Origin of the sequence: Macrococcus animalis, from assembly GCF_047425875.1 — a bacterium.
Taxonomy (GTDB): Bacteria; Bacillota; Bacilli; order Staphylococcales; family Staphylococcaceae; genus Macrococcoides; species Macrococcoides animalis.
The window spans coordinates 1357724-1380788 of sequence record NZ_CP179727.1; the positions used below are offsets into that span (position 1 = coordinate 1357724).

The following is a 23065-nucleotide window of genomic DNA, read 5'->3' on the forward strand; positions in this document are numbered from 1 at the left end:
CTTCGATTGTGTATTGGTCTTATGCACTTGCGCAAGCAAGAACGTACCTTTTGTGGAATAGATTATTCAAAATTAAAACGGGCCTATAGCTCAGCTGGTTAGAGCGCACGCCTGATAAGCGTGAGGTCGATGGTTCGAGTCCATTTAGGCCCACCATTTTAATTATTGTACTTTGAAAACTAGATAAAGTAAGAAGAAATAAAAGATTTTACCAAGCAAAACCGAGTGAGTTCATATTTGAATTCTTAAAAAAATCGCGCGTTTATACATTTATGTATAAACATCACAATTATTAATAACAGATTAAGTTATTAAGGGCGCACGGTGGATGCCTTGGCACTAGAAGCCGAAGAAGGACGTTACTAACGACGATATGCTTTGGGGAGCTGTAAGTAAGCTTTGATCCAAAGATTTCCGAATGGGGAAACCCAGCATGAGTTATGTCATGTTATCCATATATGAATACATAGTATATGAGAAGGCACACCCGGAGAACTGAAACATCTAAGTACCCGGAGGAAGAGAAAGAAAACTCGATTCCCTTAGTAGCGGCGAGCGAAACGGGAAGAGCCCAAACCAAAGAGCTTGCTCTTTGGGGTTGTAGGACACTCAATACGGAGTTACAAAGGAACAATTTAGACGAATGACTTTGGAAAAGTCAGCCATAGAAGGTAAAGGCCCTGTAGTCGAAAAGTTGTTCTCTCCTGAGTGGATCCTGAGTACGGCGGAACACGTGGAATTCCGTCGGAATCCGGGAGGACCATCTCCCAAGGCTAAATACTCTCTAGTGACCGATAGTGAACCAGTACCGTGAGGGAAAGGTGAAAAGCACCCCGGAAGGGGAGTGAAATAGAACCTGAAACCGTGTGCTTACAAGTAGTCAGAGCCCGTTAATGGGTGATGGCGTGCCTTTTGTAGAATGAACCGGCGAGTTATGATTTGATGCAAGGTTAAGCAGTATATGTGGAGCCGTAGCGAAAGCGAGTCTGAATAGGGCGAATGAGTATCAGGTCGTAGACCCGAAACCAGGTGATCTACCCATGTCCAGGTTGAAGTTCAGGTAACACTGAATGGAGGACCGAACCGACTTACGTTGAAAAGTGAGCGGATGAGGTGTGGGTAGCGGAGAAATTCCAATCGAACCTGGAGATAGCTGGTTCTCTCCGAAATAGCTTTAGGGCTAGCCTCGTGTGATGATTATTGGAGGTAGAGCACTGTTTGGACTAGGGGCCCCCCTCGGGTTACCGAATTCAGACAAACTCCGAATGCCAAATAATTTAACACGGGAGTCAGACTGCGGGTGATAAGGTCCGTAGTCGAGAGGGAAACAGCCCAGACCACCAGCTAAGGTCCCAAAATATATGTTAAGTGGAAAAGGATGTGGCGTTGCCCAGACAACTAGGATGTTGGCTTAGAAGCAGCCATCATTTAAAGAGTGCGTAATAGCTCACTAGTCGAGTGACGCTGCGCCGAAAATGTACCGGGGCTAAACATATTACCGAAGCTGTGGATCCGTAAGGATGGTAGGAGAGCGTTCTAAGCAGCATCGAAGCATGATCGTAAGGACATGTGGAGCGCTTAGAAGTGAGAATGCCGGTGTGAGTAGCGAAAGACGGGTGAGAATCCCGTCCACCGATTGACTAAGGTTTCCAGAGGAAGGCTCGTCCGCTCTGGGTTAGTCGGGACCTAAGCCGAGGCCGAATGGCGTAGGCGATGGATAACAGGTAGATATTCCTGTACCACCTAAGATTGTTTGAACGATGGGGGGACGCAGTAGGATAGGCGAAGCGTACTGTTGGTTATGTACGTCCAAGCACTGAGATTGAATATTAGGCAAATCCGGTATTCATTAAGATCAAGGTGTGATGGGGAGCGAAATTATAGTAGCGAAGTCGTTGATTTCACACTGCCAAGAAAAGCCTCTAGTTAGAAATTAGGTGCCCGTACCGCAAACCGACACAGGTAGTCAAGATGAGAATTCTAAGGTGAGCGAGCGAACTCTCGTTAAGGAACTCGGCAAAATGACCCCGTAACTTCGGGAGAAGGGGTGCTTTTTAGGGTGCAAGCCTTGAAGAGCCGCAGTGAATAGGCCCAAGCGACTGTTTATCAAAAACACAGGTCTCTGCAAAACCGTAAGGTGACGTATAGGGGCTGACGCCTGCCCGGTGCTGGAAGGTTAAAAGGAGTGGTTAGCATCTCGCGAAGCTACGAATTGAAGCCCCAGTAAACGGCGGCCGTAACTATAACGGTCCTAAGGTAGCGAAATTCCTTGTCGGGTAAGTTCCGACCCGCACGAAAGGCGTAACGATTTGGGCACTGTCTCAACGAGAGACTCGGTGAAATCATAGTACCTGTGAAGATGCAGGTTACCCGCGACAGGACGGAAAGACCCCGTGGAGCTTTACTGCAGCCTGATATTGAAATTCGGCACAGCTTGTACAGGATAGGTAGGAGCCTTTGAAACGTGAGCGTCAGCTTACGTGGAGGCGTTGGTGGGATACTACCCTGGCTGTGTTGACTTTCTAACCCGCACCACTTATCGTGGTGGGAGACAGTGTCAGGCGGGCAGTTTGACTGGGGCGGTCGCCTCCTAAAGAGTAACGGAGGCGCTCAAAGGTTCCCTCAGAATGGTTGGAAATCATTCGCAGAGTGTAAAGGCACAAGGGAGCTTGACTGCGAGACCTACAAGTCGAGCAGGGTCGAAAGACGGACTTAGTGATCCGGTGGTTCCGCATGGAAGGGCCATCGCTCAACGGATAAAAGCTACCCCGGGGATAACAGGCTTATCTCCCCCAAGAGTTCACATCGACGGGGAGGTTTGGCACCTCGATGTCGGCTCATCGCATCCTGGGGCTGTAGTCGGTCCCAAGGGTTGGGCTGTTCGCCCATTAAAGCGGTACGCGAGCTGGGTTCAGAACGTCGTGAGACAGTTCGGTCCCTATCCGTCGTGGGCGTAGGAAATTTGAGAGGAGCTGTCCTTAGTACGAGAGGACCGGGATGGACATACCTCTGGTGTACCAGTTGTCGCGCCAGCGGCATAGCTGGGTAGCTATGTATGGACGGGATAAGTGCTGAAAGCATCTAAGCATGAAGCCCCCCTCAAGATGAGATTTCCCAACTTCGGTTATAAGATCCCTCAAAGATGATGAGGTTAATAGGTTCGAGGTGGAAGTACAGTAATGTATGGAGCTGACGAATACTAATCGATCGAAGACTTAATCAATTTTATAGATTTTTTATTCGGGATTGCCGAGTAATATCTAATTTCTTCTTACTTATCTAGTTTTGAAAGTATAATTTATTATCTTTCATTTGTCTGGTGACGATGGCAGAGAGGTCACACCTGTTCCCATACCGAACACAGAAGTTAAGCTCTCTAGCGCCGATGGTAGTTGGTCTTACGATCTGCGAGAGTAGGACGTTGCCGGGCAATCCATAAGAGATCCTTCGGGGTCTCTTTTTTGTTTGAATTTATAATATGTATATTGTTGTGAGTGAGCGAAATATCGTATAATTCGCTCACTCGCACATTAATATTAGTTGAAAAAAATAATTGAGTGAGCGGATTATGTATTATTTCGCTCACTCAATTATTTTTTGTATTGATATCGTGCACTTTTGGTACTACCTATCTTGTTGCAATATACACTCAAGTATCTTTTAAGAGTCGCCCCATTCACACCTGTATATTCTTCTAATTCTTTTCTTGTAAAACTACCGTTCTTAAACAAATTTATATCTTCTATTGCCTCAATAATATATTCTTTTTTTCCAACTTGATGACCACATATAGATTTCATCGTTCGTTGAGATTTTTCTTCAAACATCCCAAACGAGCCACATTTAAGACATTTCACACCTTTTTCGATAAATTCATAATCATAATAATGTACGCGATTGTACTCTTTTTCAACATGATGATCAACTAATAATAATCCTAACTTCAAATCTACATCATTAGATACGAGAGTCTTCAAATAGCTAATCACATCGGTCATTTGGTTAAAAAATACAATCTTCTCATTTCCGTTATAACCTTTTAACTTAAACTCAGGATTTACAAATAGAATTCTGCTACTTACGTTATATTCAAACGTGTGTAACTTAATAAACTGTTCTAATTTTCGATGTGCTCTATCCAACTGACTTAGTAATCCTTGATGTACGTTTCCTTTCTGACTAATGAAATTCCCATTATCAAATCGATACAACCCTGTATAGTTTTTAATATCAATATGAATCAAAGTATCATTGGCTACAAATATAAAGTCATACTGTGCTGTGCCAAATATATCTAAAGTTAAATCCCATATACGAACTAACTGCTTAAAATCTTTAATATATTCGAAAAATGCATATTCACCTTCAAAACCTTTCAAGTACTGTCTTAAGTTTTGATAATCAAGATCTTCAAATATAATGCGACCGTTCAACTTACATAAATATTGATAATAGAATGTTCTATGGTGTCGTTTAAGTAGCATGCGTGCCTCCACGATTTAATTCAATAAAGACTTAATAATCGCTTCTATTTTATCATCTTCAAAACTGCCGAAGCCAATGATATATTGATTACGGTATTTTGAATCCAATCCTTCATAATAATCTTGAATGGTATTGATATCGATGCCTCGAGTGTTTAATTTCTCACTCGTCTCTAATACAAAATGCATGCCGGCATCACTTCCGTATATCTTATAATCATGTAAATGCTTTTCAATTAAATCTAAAGTGAGCTCTAATTTTTTCTTATATATTTTACGCATTCGATTAATATTACGTTCAAACTCTCCATCTTTTAAAAACTCAGTAATCATAAATTGCATATGCTTAGGTACAGTATTGTTAGGTTTATTATCTAGAGTAAAATATTTTTCTAATAACACCCTCGGCAACACCATATAAGCTACACGAATACTTGGGAAAATTGATTTCGAAAATGTACTCATATAAATTACTTTGTCACTCGCACTCATACCTTGTAAAGCTTTCAATGGTCGGCCTTTATATCGGAACTCACTATCATAATCATCTTCAATAATAAACCTGTCACCATTATCCGCCCACTTTAACAATTCAATGCGGCGCTTCGCGCTTAGCACTACACCTGTAGGGAATTGATGACTCGGTGTCACATGAACAATACTACCTTGATCACGTAACTTACTTGCGATAATACCGTCAGCATCGATATCCATTTTAATGTAGTCTCTATTTTCATATTTCAGTACTTTCTTTATCAAAGGGTAGCCTGGGTTCTCTATATAATATTTACGGTCACCTAAAATTCGCGTCAATAGTGTAAACAATTGTTCGGTTGAGCTACCAATGATAATTTGTTCATTACTACAATTGACGCCACGTGAATGATATAAGTATCTACGAATCTCATTACGCAAACTTAACTCTCCTTGTATATCACCACGTTCTAATAAATCAAATTGTTCTGCTTCAAAAGCATCACGGGCATATTTACGAAACTTTTGAAAAGGAAATGATTTAATATGACTATCTTCAATCTTGAAGGAAATCTTATCTTTAATATGTAGTGTTTCTTCTAATACTACAGTTTCTTTCGGTATTGTATGAATCGTTTGAATATCTTCAACAAAGAAGCCGACTTTAGGCTTAGAATATATATAACCTTCATCTAAGAGTTGTTGATATGCAATTTCTACTGTCGTTAAGCTTAAGTTTAAATGGCTACTTAACTTTCTTTTGGAAGGTAACTTTTCATTAAATTGCATCTTTCCACTTAAAATATCTTCTTTTATAAATTGGTATAGCTGTGTATATAAATATGCGCCATCTAAAAAACGATAAGTAAGCATCTCCATATTAATCTGACCCCTTAAACTTATTAAAATCTGACACTTTTATAATACCAAAAATTACGTTACATTAATCAATGTAAACAAAAATTCAGACTATTCAGGGGTGTAATAATGAGTAAAATTCTAGGAACAGATAAAGTTAAACGTGGTATGGCTGAAATGCAAAAAGGCGGCGTTATTATGGATGTTGTTAATGCTGAGCAAGCAAGAATTGCTGAAGCTGCTGGAGCAGTTGCAGTAATGGCATTAGAACGTGTGCCAAGTGATATTCGTGCGGCAGGTGGGGTTGCACGCATGGCTGATCCACGTATTATTGAAGAAGTAATGAATGCAGTATCAATTCCAGTTATGGCGAAAGGTCGTATTGGTCATATTACTGAAGCACGTGTATTAGAAGCAATGGGTGTTGACTATATTGATGAATCTGAAGTATTAACACCAGCGGACGAAGAATTTCATTTAAAGAAAGACGATTTCACAGTACCATTTGTTTGCGGATGCCGTGATTTAGGTGAGGCGGCGCGTCGTATCGGTGAAGGTGCTGCGATGCTGCGTACAAAAGGTGAGCCTGGGACAGGGAATATTGTAGAAGCTGTACGTCACTTACGTAAAGTGAATGCGCAAGTTCGTAAACTAACTGTAATGAGCGATGATGAAATCATGACAGAAGCTAAAATCTTAGGAGCACCATATGAAATATTAAAAGAAATAAAAGCGTTAGGTAAATTACCCGTTGTAAACTTTGCGGCGGGTGGCATAGCTACACCTGCGGATGCTGCACTAATGATGGAATTAGGCGCTGACGGTGTATTCGTGGGTTCTGGTATATTCAAATCAGAAAGCCCAGAAAAATTTGCGAAAGCTATCGTACAAGCAACAACACACTACCAAGATTACAAATTAATCGGTGAGTTATCTAAAGAATTAGGTGCCGCAATGAAAGGTTTAGACGTGCATAAACTTTCATTAGAAGAAAGAATGCAAGAGCGTGGTTGGTAATGCAAATTGGAATTTTAGCTTTACAAGGTGCGGTGCGTGAGCATGCGCGTCATATTGAGATATGCGGACACACACCAAAACTAATTAAACGCATTGAAGATCTGGATGGTATTGAAGGATTAGTGTTACCTGGTGGAGAATCAACTACGATGCGTCGATTGATGGACTTATACGGATTTACTGAAGTTTTACGCGAAAGTGATTTGCCGATGTACGGTACATGTGCAGGTTTAATTTTACTTGCTGAAAACATAGTAGGTTATGAAGAAGGGCACTTAAAGAAAATGAATATTACCGTAGAACGTAATTCATTCGGTCGACAAGTGGATAGCTTTGAAGCCGATTTGGATGTTTTAGGTATTGAAAATCATGTGAATGCTATATTTATTCGTGCACCACATATTGTTGCGGTGGGAGACAATGTTGAAGTATTAAGTGAAGTTGAAGGAAGAATAGTTGCTGTTCGTCAGGATAATCATTTAGGTATCTCATTCCACCCAGAACTCACTAATGATATAAAGATAATGAATTATTTCATAGAAGAAATCATAATGAAAAATGCACATTAATATTCATTTGAGCTAAAATTTTTTCAATGTTTTTATGGTGTGTTATATTGCTCTAAGAAAGAGGTGCAATATAATGAAAAATTTAAGCTTAGTTGACGCAATTAATACCCGTCAATCTGTAAAAGGATTTGATCCAAATATAAAAATTCCACATGAAACAATGAAAGAAATGATTCAACTCGCTACAAAAGCACCTTCATCAATTAACTTACAACCTTGGCGCTTTGTCATTGTTGAATCAGATGAGGCAAAAGCTGCAATTAAAGACCTTGTGCGCTTTAATACGTATCAGTTAGAAACTAGTGCAGCTTTTATCTTAGTATTATCTGATAATAATCATATTGATGATGTTGAAAAAATTATGAATAAAAATGTTGAACTTGGATATATGTCAGATGAGGTTGCTGCTCAGAATACACCAATCGTTCAACAACTTGTAGCAAATGGACCACATTCTTTCTTTGAGCAACAAGGCATTATGGATGCGAATCTTGCAGCGATGCAATTGATGTTAGTTGCAAAGGAGTACGATTATGATACGAATCCAATTGGTGGATTTGAACGTGAAGAAGTATTACAAGCACTCAATATAGATACCAACCGTTATATTCCAGTAATGTTTATTGCGATTGGTAAAGGTGTTAAAGCATCCCACAATTCGAGTAGACATGAAGTGGAAGAAATTATTAGTTACGATTTCGTGGAAAACGGTACAATTGGCAATTAAAAATCGCAAAAACTCCAATGCAAAACTGCATTGGAGTTTTTTTAGATTATAAGAAGAATCCAGCGATTGTTGCAGAAATAAATGATACGAGTGTTGCACCGTATAATAGTTTAAGTCCGAAACGTGCCACAACGTTACCTTGTTCATCATTTAATGATTTAATCGCACCAGCGATAATACCAATAGATGAGAAGTTTGCAAATGATACTAAGAATACTGACACGATACCGATTGCGCGTTCTGATAATTCTCCAGTGTTCCCTTTAACGATTGATTGTATGTCTAACATTGCAACGAATTCGTTAGATACAAGTTTAGTTGCCATAATAGATCCAGCACGAACAGCGTCATCCCAAGCAATACCTGTTAAGAATGCAAGTGGCGCAAATACATAACCTAAAATAGTTTGGAAGTTCACTTCACCAGGTGTAAATGCGTCAACGATACCGTTAAGCATAGCGATTAGTGCAATATAACCAATTAACATGGCAGCTACAATAACTGCAACTTTAAAACCATCCAAAATATATTCTCCAAGCATTTCGAAGAATGACTGTTTCTTTTCTTCTGTTTGTGTTCCCATAATTACAGCATTTTCTTCTTCAGCTGATACAGTATATGGATTGATAATTGAAGCAATTATGAATCCACCAAATAAGTTTAAGATAATCGCTGTTACAACATACTTCGGTTCAATCATTGAGAAATATGCTCCAACGATAGATAATGAAACAGTACTCATTGCTGAAGCAGTCAATGTGTAAAGACGGTGTTTCGGAATGAAAGGTAATTGTTTCTTGATTGAAATAAATACTTCTGATTGTCCTAAGATCGCAGCAGCTACTGCATTAAATGATTCTAACTTACCCATACCATTTACTTTAGAAATAATCCATCCTAAATATTTAATAATGAACGGTAAGATTTTTAAGTATTGTAGAATCCCGATTAATGCTGAGATAAATGTAATCGGTAATAACACATCTAAGAAGAAAGTTGATGCTGCAGGTACTTTGCCAACTGCTGGGTTTTCTAATCCCGCAAATACAAAGTTTACACCTTGTTCAGCATAACCTAATAAATAGCCAAATCCTTTAGCCAAACCTTCTACTAAGAAGATACCTCCCGTTGTTTTCAGTAATAAGAATGCCAGTAAGAATTGAATAGCCATCATTAATCCAATGTACTGCCATCTCACACCTTTTTTATCTGAACTCATAATCCATGCAAGTAGTAAAAAAACAACAATACCAACGATACCGATAATATAATTCATGAAATCTCTCCTTTGAAAATTATTATTTCTAAACTATAAATATCATACTACACTAAGAATGAAAGCGCTAAACATTTTTTCAACAAAACTATGAACATTTGTTCATCAACAAAGGTCAAACATATTATTTGCGTTAAAAAGGTCAATTAAATATAATAAAGTCAAAGAAGGTCAAAGGTGGGTGATGTCATGCACAATATGTCAGATATAATTGAACAATATTTAAAACAACTCCTTTCTGAAGCGCAAGATGATGTTGTAGAGATTAAACGTGCGCATATTGCAGAAAAGTTCGACTGTGTTCCATCACAGCTGAACTATGTAATTAAAACACGCTTCACAAACGAACATGGTTATCAGATCGAAAGTAAACGTGGTGGTGGAGGTTACATTCGTATTACCAAGATAGAATCAAATGACAAGGCAGCATTTATTAAACATTTAATTGAATTAACGGGTCAACAAATTACTCAACAAAATGCTGAACATATTATAGAAGGATTATTTCAAAATGAGTTAATCAGTGAACGAGAGAGAAAAATATTACTATCAACTATGCATCGTGATGTTTTGATGGTCGATGTACCATATCGGGATTATATTCGTGCTAATATTTTGAGAAATGTGCTCAAAATCGTTCATTACAGCTAAAGGAGAGATTGTATGCAATACGAAGAAGAGTTTTCAATGAATCAGTTACTCAAACACTTATTGAATAGTGGAGAGTTCCATGCAGCACATACACCGGATAAATGTCCTAATTGTGGGCTGACGTTGCGAGAAGCATTACACATCGGTAAATTTGGTTGTCATGAATGTTATAACACATTTAGCGATTATGTACCGCAAGTGATTGAACGTGTGCAAGCGGGTAATTTACAACACGTGGGTGTAACACCACATAAATCACAAGAGAAGATTGCTCTAAAGAAAAAAATTGAAGCGTTAGAAAATAAATTAAAGATATTAGTCGATACACAAGCATTTGAAGAAGCAGTTGTTGTACGTGATGAAATTCGTGCGCTGAAAGAAGGTGGGGATACAAATGTTGAATGAACATCTCCAGAATATATTGAGTGATTGGATGCAATCAGCAGATGAACCTGCCGTTATATTAAGTTCACGTATCAGACTTGCGCGTAACTTAGAGAACTTTGTTCACCCGATGATGTATTCAGAAGGAACAGCAGAAAAGGTAATCGATGAAGTGTCCGGTGTACTCGCGAAAGATTATGAATTAATCAAAATGTCAGAAACGCCAATGAAAGAGCGTCAAATGCTCGTCGTAAAACATTTAATGAGTAAGGAATTAATGGAAACAAAGCATGGTGCTGTCTTCATCAATGAAGATGAATCAGAAAGTATTATGGTCAATGAAGAAGATCATATTCGTATTCAAGTGTTAGGAAATGATTTATCGTTGCATCATTTATATGAACGTGCGCGCAACATAGATAAAATACTTGATGAAAAATTAATGATTTCTTATGATGAACATTATGGTTACTTAACAACATGTCCTACCAACATAGGAACAGGTATTCGAGCAAGTGTGATGTTACATTTACCTGGCCTTTCGATAATGAAACGTATGACACGTATTGCACAGACGATTAATCGATTTGGATTTACTATTCGTGGTATTTATGGTGAGGGCACACAAGCTTTAGGTCATGTGTACCAGGTGTCGAATCAACTTACTCTTGGTAAATCGGAAGAGAGTATTATTGATGATTTAACACAAGTCGTTGAACAAATAATAGAAGAAGAAATCAATATGCGTAAACGAATGAATAACTATGACCATATTGAAACTATCGATAGAATTTACAGAAGTTTGGGTATATTGAAGTATAGTCAAAAGATTACTGTAGAAGAAGCAAGCTTGAGATTAAGTGAAATTAAACTCGGCATAGATATGGGTATCATTAAAGATACCCCCTTTAGATTTAATGAGTTAATGGTTGCAATTCAAGCACCATTTATTGATAAATTGTATCCGGAGAATAGAAATATAGAAGAAAAAAGAGCACAAATGCTAAGAGAGCATTTGTAAGGAGGATAAAAAATGTTTGGAAGATTAACAGAAAGAGCGCAACGTGTTTTAGCACACGCACAAGAAGAAGCAATTCGTTTAAATCATAATAATATTGGTACAGAACACTTATTATTGGGCTTAGTAAAAGAACCTGATGGGATTGCAGCAAAAGTACTTGCAGCATATAATATTACAGAAGAGAAAGTTGTTCAAGAAGTTGAACAACTAATCGGTCACGGAACAGATATGGGTGGTACGATTCAATACACGCCTCGTGCGAAAAAAGTAATCGAGCTTTCATTAGATGAAGCACGAAAATTAAATCATAATTTTGTTGGTACAGAACATATTTTGTTAGGATTAATACGTGAAAATGAAGGTGTTGCAGCACGTGTATTAGCAAATCTTGACTTGAATATTACGAAAGCACGCTCTCAGGTGGTTAAACTTTTAGGTAGTCCAGAAATGAATAAGAAAGGTAATGCGGATTCGAAGTCTCAAGACACTCCGACACTTGATGGTTTAGCACGTGACTTGACAGTTATCGCTAAAGACGGAGCTTTAGACCCGGTTATTGGTCGTGCCAATGAAGTAACACGTATTATCGAAGTATTGAGTCGTCGTACGAAGAACAACCCGGTGCTCATTGGGGAGCCTGGTGTTGGTAAAACAGCGATTGTAGAAGGTTTAGCTCAAGCAATTATTAATAATGAAGTTCCTGAAACGTTAAAAGGTAAACGCGTTATGAGTTTAGACATGGGTACAGTAGTGGCAGGAACGAAATATCGTGGTGAATTTGAAGAGCGCTTAAAAAAAGTAATGGATGAAATTCACGCGGCTGGTAATATTATCTTATTTATTGATGAATTACACACTTTAATTGGTGCTGGTGGTGCCGAAGGTGCAATCGATGCGTCAAACATCTTAAAACCAGCATTAGCACGTGGTGAAATACAGTGTATCGGTGCAACAACGTTAGAAGAATACCGTAAATATATTGAAAAAGATGCAGCATTAGAACGTCGTTTTCAACCAGTTCAAGTGGATGAACCTAATGTTGAAGATGCAATAGAAATTCTACGTGGATTACGTGACCGTTATGAAGCACATCATCGCATTCAAATTTCTGATGAAGCATTAGTGGCAGCCGTTAAAATGAGTGATCGCTACATTTCTGACCGTTTCTTACCAGATAAAGCAATTGACTTAATTGACGAGGCAAGTTCAAAAGTACGTTTACGTAATTACACAACGCCACCAAGTTTAAAAGAACTTGAAGCAGAACTTGAAAAAGTGAAAAATGAAAAAGACGCTGCAGTACATTCTCAGGAATTCGAACAAGCGGCAGCTCTACGTGATAAACAATCACAACTTGAAAAACAATTAGATGAAACGAAAAAAGAGTGGCAAAAAACCCAAGGATCAAATAACACTTCCGTAACACCTGATGATATCGCAATTGTTGTAGCAAACTGGACAGGTATACCATTAAATAAAATTGCAGAAACTGAATCACAAAAATTATTAAACTTAGAAGAGATTCTGCATGACCGTGTTGTAGGCCAACATGACGCAGTTGTTTCAATTTCTAAAGCTGTTCGTCGTGCACGTGCGGGTCTAAAAGATCCGAAACGTCCAATCGGAAGCTTTATCTTCTTAGGACCTACAGGTGTTGGTAAAACTGAGTTAGCGAGAGCATTAGCGGAAGCAATGTTTGGTGAAGAAGATGCAATGATTCGCGTAGATATGAGTGAATTTATGGAGAAACATAGTGTGTCTCGTTTAGTAGGTTCACCTCCAGGGTATGTTGGATTTGAAGAAGGCGGACAATTAACTGAGAAAGTACGTCGCAAACCATATTCAGTGATTCTTTTCGATGAAATTGAAAAAGCACATCCAGACGTATTCAACATGTTATTACAAGTATTAGATGACGGACGTTTAACAGATTCTAAAGGACGTACTGTTGACTTTAGAAACACTGTGATAATCATGACAAGTAACGTCGGTGCACAAGAATTAAAAGACAATAAATTTGTTGGATTCGGTGGCAGTGACGCTGCACAAGACTACGAAACAATCCGTAAAACAATGATGGACGAGTTAAAGAAACAGTTCCGTCCAGAATTCTTAAACCGTATTGATGATATTATTGTGTTCCATAAGTTAGAGAAAGAACAATTAAAAGAAATCGTTACTTTCATGGTAAATGGTTTAACGAAACGCTTAAAAGAACAAGATATCTTCATCACATTAACAGAGGCTGCGAAAGAAAAAGTAGCAGATGATGGATATGACCCAGAATATGGTGCACGTCCATTAACACGTTCTATCCAAAAGAATATTGAAGATAAATTATCTGAAGAATTATTAAAAGGTGAAGAATTAGCAGGTCATGAAGTGACAATCGATTTCAAAGATGGCGAATTTATTATTACAAAAGAAAAGAAATAAGAAAACATTACTGCTGAAATAATAGTAAAATTACTGTTATTTCAGCAGTATTTTTATATTTCAAATTATATTGCAACTTATAAGGGTATAACATTGTCTAAACATACAAAAAGATTTAAAATATATACATATTAAAATAGGGGGAATTGTGTTGGCTAAAGCAAAATCGAACTTTGAATGTATGGCCTGTGGTTACCAGTCCCCAAAATGGATGGGAAAGTGTCCTAATTGTGGTGCTTGGAATCAAATGGAAGAGGTCATTGAGCACAAACAAAAAGGTCCAAAAACAGCAATACATCAACAGGATTCAAATTCAAAAGTAGAAAAATTAAAAAATATTACGAAAGAAAGTGTGCCACGTGTCCATACGCAAATGAGTGAACTTGACCGTGTGCTAGGTGGAGGCATTGTTCCGGGATCACTTGTTCTGATTGGTGGGGATCCAGGTATAGGTAAGTCTACACTGTTACTTCAAGTATGTGCAATGTTATCACAGCATCATCCTGTATTGTACATTTCAGGTGAAGAGTCAGTACGTCAAACGAAATTACGTGCAGACCGTTTGAAAGAAGATGCGGGCGAATTAGATGTTTACGCAGAAACTAATCTACAAATCATTCATGAAACAGTTAAGAAGATGCAGCCGAAGTTCTTAGTAATCGACTCTATTCAAACGATTTTTCATCCGGAAGTCACAAGTGCTCCAGGCTCAGTTTCTCAAGTGAGAGAATGTACGCAAGAATTAATGCGTATTGCAAAACAGATGAATATCGCAACATTCATTGTGGGTCACGTAACAAAAGAAGGCCAAATTGCAGGACCACGTTTGCTTGAACATATGGTGGATACAGTACTGTATTTTGAAGGAGATACACATCATAGCTATCGTATATTACGTGCAGTGAAAAACCGTTTCGGATCTACTAATGAAATGGGTATATTTGAGATGCGCAACACTGGTTTAACAGAAGTATTGAATCCAAGTGAAATGTTCTTAGAAGAGCGTACGAAGAATGTAGCGGGTTCTACGATTGTTGCGACAATGGAAGGGACTCGTCCACTTCTCGTTGAAGTGCAGTCACTAGTGTCACCAACGTCTTTCCATAATCCGAGACGAATGGCGACAGGAATTGACCATAATCGTTTAACTCTTCTTATGGCTGTCCTTGAGAAGAAACAAGGGTATTTGCTGCAACAACAAGATGCTTATGTTAAAGTTGCAGGTGGTGTGAAGCTAGACGAACCAGCTGTTGATTTAAGCATTATTATTAGTATTGCTTCTAGTTATAATGATAAATCGACGCGTGGCGACGACTGTTTCATCGGTGAGGTTGGATTAACTGGTGAAGTAAGGCGTGTCGCACGTATTGAACAGCGTGTACAAGAAGCAGAAAAACTAGGCTTTAAACGCGTTATTATTCCAAAGAATAATATCGGTGGATGGGATTTCCCAGGCAATATCGAAGTAATCGGAGTAACGAATATCGGTGAGGCATTAAAACTTGCATTTTAAGGAGGTGAAAACATGTTAAAGAAACTAGTAACGTTAATATTTGTTGTTGTGGGTGCAAGTTTAGGGATTTTTGCGATACCTGAACTCATTCGTATATTTGATTTAAATGTACCTGAAATTCTTAAAAATCCATATGTTAATGGTGCGATTGGGATTATTGTCTTTTTCATTTTATTTTATTGGTTGATTGATCGCGTAGTTAATCTGATTATTAAAGGTGAAAAGTCTTTATTAAACATTAATTTTATGGAACTTATTTTTGCAACGCTCGGTATGATTTTAGGCTTAATGATCGCATCGATGATTAGTTTAATATTTAACTTCATGGGCTTTACACTACTTAAAAATACTGTACCTATCATTTTGGCGGTCGTATTAGGTTACTTAGGTTTTCAAGTGGGTCTTAAGAAACGTGATGAAATTCAAAGTTTCCTACCTGAGCGTTTCCAAAGCAGTTCAAATAAACGTCGAGTGTTAGATAATACGAAATTACTCGATACATCAGCTATTATTGATGGACGTATCTTATCAATCGTTGAATGTGGATTCTTAGATGGTACAATTATTGTGCCACAAGGTGTGTTAGATGAATTACAACTCATTGCGGATTCTACAGACGGTATGAAGCGTGATAAAGGACAACGTGGCTTAGATATTTTAAGTGACTTACAAGCGACTGGATACCCAATTAAGATTGTCCCGGGCAATAAGAATATTAAAGAAGTAGACCAATTATTAGTTACAATGGCGAAAGAAACAAATTCTAGTGTCATAACGACAGACTTTAATTTAAATAAAGTTTGCCAAGTACAAGGCATTAAGGTGTTGAACGTTAACGATTTATCTGAAGCAATCAAACCAGTTGTAGCACAAGGTGATAAATTTATGCTGAATGTAACGAAAGCAGGGAAAGAAGAGAACCAAGGTGTTGGTTATTTAGAGGACGGTACGATGGTTGTTGTTGAGAACGGTAAAAATTTAATCAACAAACAAGTGAATGTTGAAGTACAATCTGTACTGCAAACTTCATCGGGTAGAATTATTTTCACGAAGAAAGTGAATGACTAATATGTATGACGTAATTATTCCGGCAGCAGGTATGGGGAAACGCATGCAAGCTGACCAAAACAAAATATTGCTGAGGATTAATAACAAATCAATTCTTGAACATACTGTCTTAGCATTTCAAGAAGACGAGCATTGTCGTGCGATTCATTTAGCGGCACAGCGTGATGAAATAGAGATATTACAAAAGATGCTGAAAGACTACAGTAAAATCAGCATTATCACTGAAGGTGGTAGCGAACGCCAATATAGTATTTATAACGTTTTAAAAGCGATGGAGCCGTGTGACTATGTGTTTGTACATGACGCAGCAAGACCGTTTGTTACATGCGAAACATTACATAAACTGTATACATCAGTACAAATTAATAAAAGTGTCATCGCAGCAGTCAAAGTGAAAGATACGATCAAACGCGTAGCAAACAATGAGGTCGTAGAAACATTAAAGCGAGACGAATTATGGCAAATACAAACACCACAAGCGTTTGATTATCAATTATTGCTCAATGCATACGATAAAGCAGATGCTGATCATTTCCTAGGAACTGATGATGCATCGCTTGTTGAACGTATTTCAGCAGTCCATATTGTAGAAAGTGATTATGATAACATCAAAATCACAACACCTGAAGATATGTTCTTTGCAGAAGCAATATTGAAGAAAAGAGGGTTATGATGAGAATTGGCTATGGATATGATGTACACCAATTAGTCGAAGATAGACCTTTAATCATTGGTGGGATTGAACTTGAACATGATAAAGGATTACTTGGTCATAGTGATGCAGACGTATTATTACATGCGATTACAGATGCTATTTTAGGTGCGGTATCTCTAGGTGACATCGGTAAGTTCTTCCCGGATGATGACCCAAAATATAAGGGTGCGGATTCTAAAATTTTACTTAAAGATGCATACCAACACGTCCTTGAACTCGGTTATGAACTCGGTAATTTAGATGCAACAATTATTGCTGAAAAGCCGAAATTCAGACCACATATCGACGCAATGCGTGAGGTAATTGCAAACGTGTTAAACACAGATATTTTCAACGTAAATGTTAAAGCGACAACGAACGAGAAGATGGGGTATATAGGAAGGCAAGAAGGAATACAAGCGCAAGCTGTGGTATTATTATTAAAGAAAACTAATTAATGGAGTGAATATAATGAGTAAAGTAAGAGTAAGATATGCACCGAGTCCGACTGGTTTCTTACACATCGGTAATGCACGTACTGCATTATTTAATTATTTATACGCGAGACATAACGGAGGAGATTTCATTATCCGTATTGAAGATACTGACACTGCGCGTAATGTTGAAGGTGGAGAAGCAAGTCAGTTAAAATTCTTACAATGGTTAGGGATGGATTGGGATGAGTCAATCGATAAAGATGGAGGATTTGGTCCTTATCGTCAATCTGAGCGTGCTGAAATCTACAACCCGATTATTGAAAAATTATTAGCAGAAGATAAAGCATATCGTTGTTATATGACGAGTGAAGAATTAGAAGCTGAACGTGAAGCACAACTTGCGCGTGGTGAAATGCCTAGATATGGCGGTCAACATGCACATCTTACAAAAGAAGAAGAAGAAGCATTAATTGCTGAAGGTAGACAACCTTCTATTCGTATCCGTGTACCAAAAGATAAGACATACACATTTAATGATATGGTTAAAGGTGAAGTGTCGTTTGAATCAAATGGTATTGGTGACTGGGTTATCGTGAAAAAAGATGGTATTCCAACGTACAACTTTGCTGTAGCAATTGATGATCACTTCATGGAAATTACACACGTTATCCGTGGTGATGACCATATTTCAAATACACCGAAACAAATGATGGTTTACGAAGCGTTAGGTTATGATATTCCTACGTTCGGTCACATGACGTTAATCGTCAACGAAGAGCGTAAAAAATTATCTAAACGTGACGGTTCTATCATTCAATTTATTGAGCAATATCACGATTTAGGTTACTTACCAGAAGCACTATTCAACTTCATCGGATTACTCGGTTGGTCTCCTGAAGGGGAAGAAGAAATCTTCTCTAAAGAACAATTTATCGAAATGTTTGATGAAAAGCGTTTAAGCAAATCACCTGCATTCTTTGATAAACAAAAACTTGCTTGGATCAACAACCAATACATGAAAACAAAAGATTTAGATACAGTATTTGAAATGACTTTACCACACATGGAAAAAGCGGGTCTAATTTCAAATAATCCTACTGAAGCAGAACTTGCTTGGGCGAAATCTCTTGTTGCACTATACCAACAACAAATGAGTTATGCGGGTGAAATCGTTGAGCTTTCTGAGTTATTCTTCAAAGACGAATTAGCGTTAGACGAAGAAGCTGCAGAAGTTGTAAACGGTGAACAAGTACCTCAACTTGTTGTAGCTTTAACTTCTCAACTCGAAGCATTAGAAACATTTGATGCAGCAAGTATTAAAGCTGCAATCAAAGCAGTCCAAAAAGAAACAGGTATTAAAGGTAAAAACTTATTTATGCCAATCCGTGTCATGGTTTCTGGTCAAACACACGGTCCAGAATTACCAAATACAATGGAGTTATTAGGTAAAGAAAAAGTAATTGGGCGTTTAAATGTGTATGCATAATCTTCGAAATAAAATAGTTGAAAAATAATTGCAATCGATTATAATCAACTTATGAGAACAAGTAGATAGTTAAATTATCTTTAGAGAGCATACGGTTGGTGAAAGTATGCGATAAGTTGATTGTTGAATGCATCTCACATGTTAAATTTTAATATTTTAAAGTGAGTAGATGTTCGTCTACTAATCAGAGTGGAACCGTGCAGAAGCACCTCTTTATTTAGAGGTGCTTCTTTTTATATATTTGGAGGTGTGGATATGTTTTCAAGAATTAAAGATGACATCAATATGGTATTCGAGCAAGATCCGGCTGCACGTAGCAGTTTAGAAGTATTTCTCACATATTCTGGTCTACATGCTGTATGGTGGCATTTAGTGGCGCATTGGTTTTTTAATCACAAAATGTACTTTATCGCACGTGCAATCAGTCAACTTTCTAGATTAGTATCTGGTATTGAAATTCATCCCGGCGCAAAGATTGGTAAGCGGCTGTTTATCGACCACGGTATGGGTATTGTCATTGGCGAAACGTGTACGATTGGTAACAATGTAACGATTTATCAAGGTGTTACACTTGGTGGCACAGGAAAAGAAAATGGAAAACGTCACCCGGATATTGGCGACAATGTATTGATTGCAGCAGGTGCAAAAGTACTTGGTGACATTCAAATTGGAAATAATGTGAATATCGGTGCGAATTCTGTCGTATTAAAGTGTGTACCGGATTACTCTACAGTTGTAGGTATTCCAGGTCATATCGTGAAACAAAATGGCGTTAAAGTTGGTAAGAGCTTTGATCATACGAATTTACCGGATCCAATTTACGAAAAGTTAAAAGAATTAGAACGCCATATTGAGGCGTCAAAAAAGGGAGAGATTGTCGATGATTACGTTATATAACACATTAAATAGAAAAAAAGAAAAGTTTATCCCATTAGAAGAAGGTAAAGTGAAAATGTACGTTTGTGGACCGACAGTCTATAACTATATTCACATCGGTAATGCAAGGCCTGCCATCAGTTTCGATGTAGTGAGACGTTATTTTGAATACCGCGGTTATGAGGTGAATTACGTATCAAACTTTACTGACGTTGATGATAAGTTAATAAAAGCAGCGAATGAATTAAACTCTACAGTCCCTGAAGTTGCCGATCGTTTTATTGAAGCATACTTTGAAGATACAGGTGCATTAAACTGTAAGCATGCAACACACCATCCACGCGTGATGGATCATATGGATGATATTATAGAATTTATTAGCGCGTTAATTAAGAAAGACTATGCTTACGAAAGTAGTGGTGATGTCTACTTTAGAACGCGTAAGTTTGATGGTTACGGTAAGTTAAGTCACCAATCAATCGATGAACTCAAGGTAGGTGCACGTATCGCAACTGGTGAATTAAAGGATGATGCCTTAGATTTTGCGTTATGGAAAACAGCGAAACCGGGTGAAATTAGCTGGGATTCACCTTGGGGTAAAGGACGTCCAGGATGGCATATAGAATGTTCAGTGATGGCAAAAAAACATTTAGGTGATTCAATCGATATTCATGCGGGGGGATCAGACTTGGCATTTCCTCACCATGAGAATGAAATCGCACAATCCGAAGCACATAATGATAAGACATTTGCAAACTACTGGATGCATAACGGATTTATTAATATCGATAACGAGAAAATGAGTAAATCTTTAGGCAACTTCATTTTAGTGCATGATATTATTAAAGAAGTAAATCCAAATGTACTTCGCTTCTTTATGATTAGCGTACATTATAGAAACCCAATCAACTACAATATGGAGCTCGTGTCTAGCGCTAAAGCTGGTCTAGAACGTATTCAAAATGCGCATGCGGCACTTAAAGAGCGTCAAGCAATTTCAGTTGGTGTTGTTGATCATGGTGAGATTATTAAAACAGTTGATGATATTTTATTACAGTTTGAAACAGCGATGGATGATGACTTTAATACAGCGAATGCGATTACTGCTTGGTATGAATTGGCTAAACAAGCTAACATTTATAACCAAAACGAATCAACAGACTTAAAAGTTATTGAGCGTTTCCTAGAAGTGTTTGAAATCTTTAGTGATGTTTTAGGTGTGAAATTAACCGAAGAAACAGAATTATTAGATGCTGATATTGAAGCGTTAATTACAGAACGTGAGGCGGCACGTAAGGAGAAAAATTTTGCACGTGCTGATGAAATTCGTGACGAACTTAAAGCTCAAAATATTATTTTAGAAGACACGGCACAGGGTGTGAGATTTAAACGTGGTTAATGAAGCGAGTTTATATAATCCTCTGACGCTTGCATACTTAGGTGATGCTGTATTGGACTTGTATGTTAGAAATTATATCGTACGTGAAAAGAATAAAAAGCCAAATGAATTACATCGCCAAGCTACCTTTTTTGTATCAGCGAAAAGTCAGGCACAAACGTTTGATGTGTTACTTGAGGAAGGTTATTTTACTGAACAAGAAACAGAAATCTTAATGCGTGGACGCAATGCGAAAAGTCATACACGGGCGAAAAATACAGATGTTATTACTTATAAAAAAAGTACCGCGCTAGAAGCAGTCATCGGATATTTACATTTAAATAACGAAACAGAAAGATTACAAGCGTTACTGCAGTATATCGTAATACTATGTGAAATGAGGGGTAAATAATGAATAAAGCAACGAATGATGAAATCATTGTAGGACGTCATGCTGTTAAAAGTGCGATTGAATCAGATCACGAAATCAATAAGGTATTTATCCAAGAAGGCATTAATAAATCACAGATCTCAAGTATTTTAAATTTATGCAAAGAGCGTAAGATAATTGTTCAAACAGTACCGAAGTCGAAGTTAGATCATTTATCAGACGTGCCTCACCAAGGGATTATGGCGATGATTTCACCATATGAATATATGGAATTAGATGATTTCTTAAGTACACGTGATGTGGAAAAGTTAAGTACCATTATGATTCTTGACGGCTTAGAAGATCCACATAATCTAGGTTCTATTTTAAGAACGGCAGATGCGATTGGTGTTGATGGGATTATGATTCCAAAACGTCGTTCAGTCAGCTTAAATCAAACCGTTGTGAAAGCATCAACTGGCGCTATAGAACACGTACCCGTTATGCGCGTGACAAATATCAGTCAAGCTATCGATAAATTAAAAGAAAAAGGATATTGGGTAGCTGGGACGGATGCGAGTAAATCGGTTGATTACCGTAAGATGGATGCTAACATGAACCTTGCGATTGTTATAGGTTCTGAAGGCGAAGGGATGAGTCGTCTTGTAAAAGATAAATGTGACTTCTTAATCCACCTGCCAATGGTTGGGCATGTGAACAGTTTGAACGCTTCAGTGGCAGCAAGTTTAATAATGTACGAAGTTTATCGTAAAAGGAATCCATTAGATTAATGATTAAAAAATATACCATCATTGATGGATATAATGTCATTGGGCAAAGTTCAAAACTGAAACAACTGGCACAGGAATCACTTGAAGAAGCGCGTATTCAACTATTACTGGAAATTGCTAATTATAATGCACGTATTGCGGATGAAATGATTGTTGTATTTGATGCGTATGATGTGAAGACGCATGAACGTGAGGAAATGTTTCATGGGATACGTGTCGTATACTCACGAGAGAAGGAAACAGCAGATGCATTAATTGAACGACTTGTTCATGAGATGTATGAAAAACATATTACCACGATTAAAGTTGTGACGAGTGATTTATCTGAACAACATACGATTTTTGGAAGTGGGGCACTGAGAATTCCGTCACGTGAATTTATTAATGATTTACATGAAGAAGAAATAAATGTTGCCAAAGATATGAGTCGCATGGATAGTAGTAAACCAAGAATGCGTATTGCAATTGATGAAGAAACAAAAAAAAGTTTAGAACGGCTTAGACGTGGTGAATATTAGTTTTTGAGAAAATTTTATTGTTTGAGATAATTGTTTT

General features: G+C 37.8%; 20 protein-coding genes, 1 tRNA gene and 2 rRNA genes. 20 read left to right on the top strand and 3 right to left on the bottom strand.

Going from position 1 to position 23065, the window contains the following annotated elements; genetic code table 11:
• The first annotated feature begins 79 nt into the window (after positions 1 to 79).
• The 3 genes from ACMGE9_RS07105 (at position 80) to rrf (ending at position 3430) form a co-directional block, all read left to right on the top strand.
• Positions 80 to 156, top strand: a tRNA-Ile gene (locus ACMGE9_RS07105).
• Between the two features lie 145 nt (positions 157 to 301).
• Positions 302 to 3223, top strand: a 23S ribosomal RNA gene (locus tag ACMGE9_RS07110).
• A gap of 92 nt (positions 3224 to 3315) precedes the next feature.
• Positions 3316 to 3430: ribosomal RNA gene (gene rrf / locus ACMGE9_RS07115) — 5S ribosomal RNA — on the top strand.
• A gap of 160 nt (positions 3431 to 3590) precedes the next feature.
• Here the strand turns inward: rrf and ACMGE9_RS07120 are convergent.
• Positions 3591 to 4484, bottom strand: a complete 894-nt coding sequence (locus ACMGE9_RS07120) for a nuclease-related domain-containing protein (RefSeq protein ID WP_414042118.1) — start codon at positions 4482 to 4484, stop codon at positions 3591 to 3593.
• Between the two features lie 15 nt (positions 4485 to 4499).
• Positions 4500 to 5837, bottom strand: a complete 1338-nt coding sequence (locus tag ACMGE9_RS07125; protein ID WP_414042119.1) for a PLP-dependent aminotransferase family protein — start codon at positions 5835 to 5837, stop codon at positions 4500 to 4502.
• A gap of 108 nt (positions 5838 to 5945) precedes the next feature.
• Between ACMGE9_RS07125 and pdxS the strand changes: the two genes are divergently transcribed.
• From pdxS to ACMGE9_RS07140, 3 genes are all read left to right on the top strand, one after another.
• Positions 5946 to 6833 (top strand): pyridoxal 5'-phosphate synthase lyase subunit PdxS, encoded by an 888-nt coding sequence (pdxS, locus tag ACMGE9_RS07130; RefSeq protein WP_414042120.1) that lies wholly within the window; start codon positions 5946 to 5948, stop codon positions 6831 to 6833.
• On the top strand, positions 6833 to 7402 hold the full coding sequence (pdxT, locus tag ACMGE9_RS07135) for a pyridoxal 5'-phosphate synthase glutaminase subunit PdxT (protein WP_414042121.1): 570 nt from the start codon (positions 6833 to 6835) through the stop codon (positions 7400 to 7402). Before pdxS ends, pdxT begins: the two co-directional genes overlap by 1 nt.
• A gap of 73 nt (positions 7403 to 7475) precedes the next feature.
• Complete coding sequence (locus ACMGE9_RS07140) at positions 7476 to 8129, top strand: nitroreductase family protein (protein WP_414042122.1); 654 nt, start codon at positions 7476 to 7478, stop codon at positions 8127 to 8129.
• 46 nt (positions 8130 to 8175) lie between these two features.
• Here the strand turns inward: ACMGE9_RS07140 and ACMGE9_RS07145 are convergent, their stop codons facing one another.
• A complete protein-coding gene (locus ACMGE9_RS07145; protein WP_414042123.1) occupies positions 8176 to 9405 on the bottom strand; it encodes a NupC/NupG family nucleoside CNT transporter in 1230 nt (409 codons plus the stop codon).
• A gap of 189 nt (positions 9406 to 9594) precedes the next feature.
• Between ACMGE9_RS07145 and ACMGE9_RS07150 the strand changes: the two genes are divergently transcribed.
• The 14 genes from ACMGE9_RS07150 (at position 9595) to ACMGE9_RS07215 (ending at position 23028) form a co-directional block, all read left to right on the top strand.
• A complete protein-coding gene (locus tag ACMGE9_RS07150) occupies positions 9595 to 10056 on the top strand; it encodes a CtsR family transcriptional regulator (protein ID WP_414042124.1) in 462 nt (153 codons plus the stop codon).
• Between the two features lie 12 nt (positions 10057 to 10068).
• Positions 10069 to 10461: a UvrB/UvrC motif-containing protein gene (locus tag ACMGE9_RS07155; protein ID WP_414042125.1), complete on the top strand. Its 393-nt coding sequence runs from the start codon at positions 10069 to 10071 to the stop codon at positions 10459 to 10461.
• On the top strand, positions 10445 to 11461 hold the full coding sequence (locus ACMGE9_RS07160; RefSeq protein ID WP_414044466.1) for a protein arginine kinase: 1017 nt from the start codon (positions 10445 to 10447) through the stop codon (positions 11459 to 11461). Before ACMGE9_RS07155 ends, ACMGE9_RS07160 begins: the two co-directional genes overlap by 17 nt.
• A gap of 12 nt (positions 11462 to 11473) precedes the next feature.
• Entirely contained in the window at positions 11474 to 13897 is a 2424-nt protein-coding gene (locus ACMGE9_RS07165) for an ATP-dependent Clp protease ATP-binding subunit (RefSeq protein WP_414042126.1), read from the top strand.
• A gap of 151 nt (positions 13898 to 14048) precedes the next feature.
• On the top strand, positions 14049 to 15410 hold the full coding sequence (radA, locus tag ACMGE9_RS07170) for a DNA repair protein RadA (protein WP_414042127.1): 1362 nt from the start codon (positions 14049 to 14051) through the stop codon (positions 15408 to 15410).
• Between the two features lie 12 nt (positions 15411 to 15422).
• Positions 15423 to 16478 carry a PIN/TRAM domain-containing protein gene (locus ACMGE9_RS07175; RefSeq protein WP_414042128.1) on the top strand — a complete coding sequence of 352 codons (1056 nt, stop codon included), beginning with the start codon at positions 15423 to 15425 and terminating at the stop codon, positions 16476 to 16478.
• Positions 16471 to 17151, top strand: a complete 681-nt coding sequence (ispD, locus tag ACMGE9_RS07180) for a 2-C-methyl-D-erythritol 4-phosphate cytidylyltransferase (RefSeq protein ID WP_414042129.1) — start codon at positions 16471 to 16473, stop codon at positions 17149 to 17151. The genes ACMGE9_RS07175 and ispD overlap by 8 nt, the downstream gene beginning before the upstream one ends.
• Entirely contained in the window at positions 17148 to 17630 is a 483-nt protein-coding gene (gene ispF, locus ACMGE9_RS07185) for a 2-C-methyl-D-erythritol 2,4-cyclodiphosphate synthase (protein ID WP_414042130.1), read from the top strand. The genes ispD and ispF overlap by 4 nt, the downstream gene beginning before the upstream one ends.
• Positions 17631 to 17643: 13 nt before the next feature.
• Complete coding sequence (gltX, locus tag ACMGE9_RS07190) at positions 17644 to 19095, top strand: glutamate--tRNA ligase (protein ID WP_414042131.1); 1452 nt, start codon at positions 17644 to 17646, stop codon at positions 19093 to 19095.
• A 255-nt stretch (positions 19096 to 19350) separates the two neighbouring features.
• A complete protein-coding gene (cysE, locus tag ACMGE9_RS07195; protein WP_414042132.1) occupies positions 19351 to 19992 on the top strand; it encodes a serine O-acetyltransferase in 642 nt (213 codons plus the stop codon).
• Positions 19976 to 21370 (top strand): cysteine--tRNA ligase, encoded by a 1395-nt coding sequence (gene cysS, locus ACMGE9_RS07200; RefSeq protein ID WP_414042133.1) that lies wholly within the window; start codon positions 19976 to 19978, stop codon positions 21368 to 21370. Before cysE ends, cysS begins: the two co-directional genes overlap by 17 nt.
• Positions 21363 to 21761: a Mini-ribonuclease 3 gene (locus tag ACMGE9_RS07205; RefSeq protein WP_414042134.1), complete on the top strand. Its 399-nt coding sequence runs from the start codon at positions 21363 to 21365 to the stop codon at positions 21759 to 21761. Before cysS ends, ACMGE9_RS07205 begins: the two co-directional genes overlap by 8 nt.
• On the top strand, positions 21761 to 22510 hold the full coding sequence (gene rlmB / locus ACMGE9_RS07210) for a 23S rRNA (guanosine(2251)-2'-O)-methyltransferase RlmB (protein ID WP_414042135.1): 750 nt from the start codon (positions 21761 to 21763) through the stop codon (positions 22508 to 22510). The genes ACMGE9_RS07205 and rlmB overlap by 1 nt, the downstream gene beginning before the upstream one ends.
• Positions 22510 to 23028, top strand: coding sequence for an NYN domain-containing protein (locus tag ACMGE9_RS07215; protein ID WP_414042136.1), 519 nt, complete (start codon positions 22510 to 22512; stop codon positions 23026 to 23028). The genes rlmB and ACMGE9_RS07215 overlap by 1 nt, the downstream gene beginning before the upstream one ends.
• Positions 23029 to 23065: the final 37 nt, after the last annotated feature.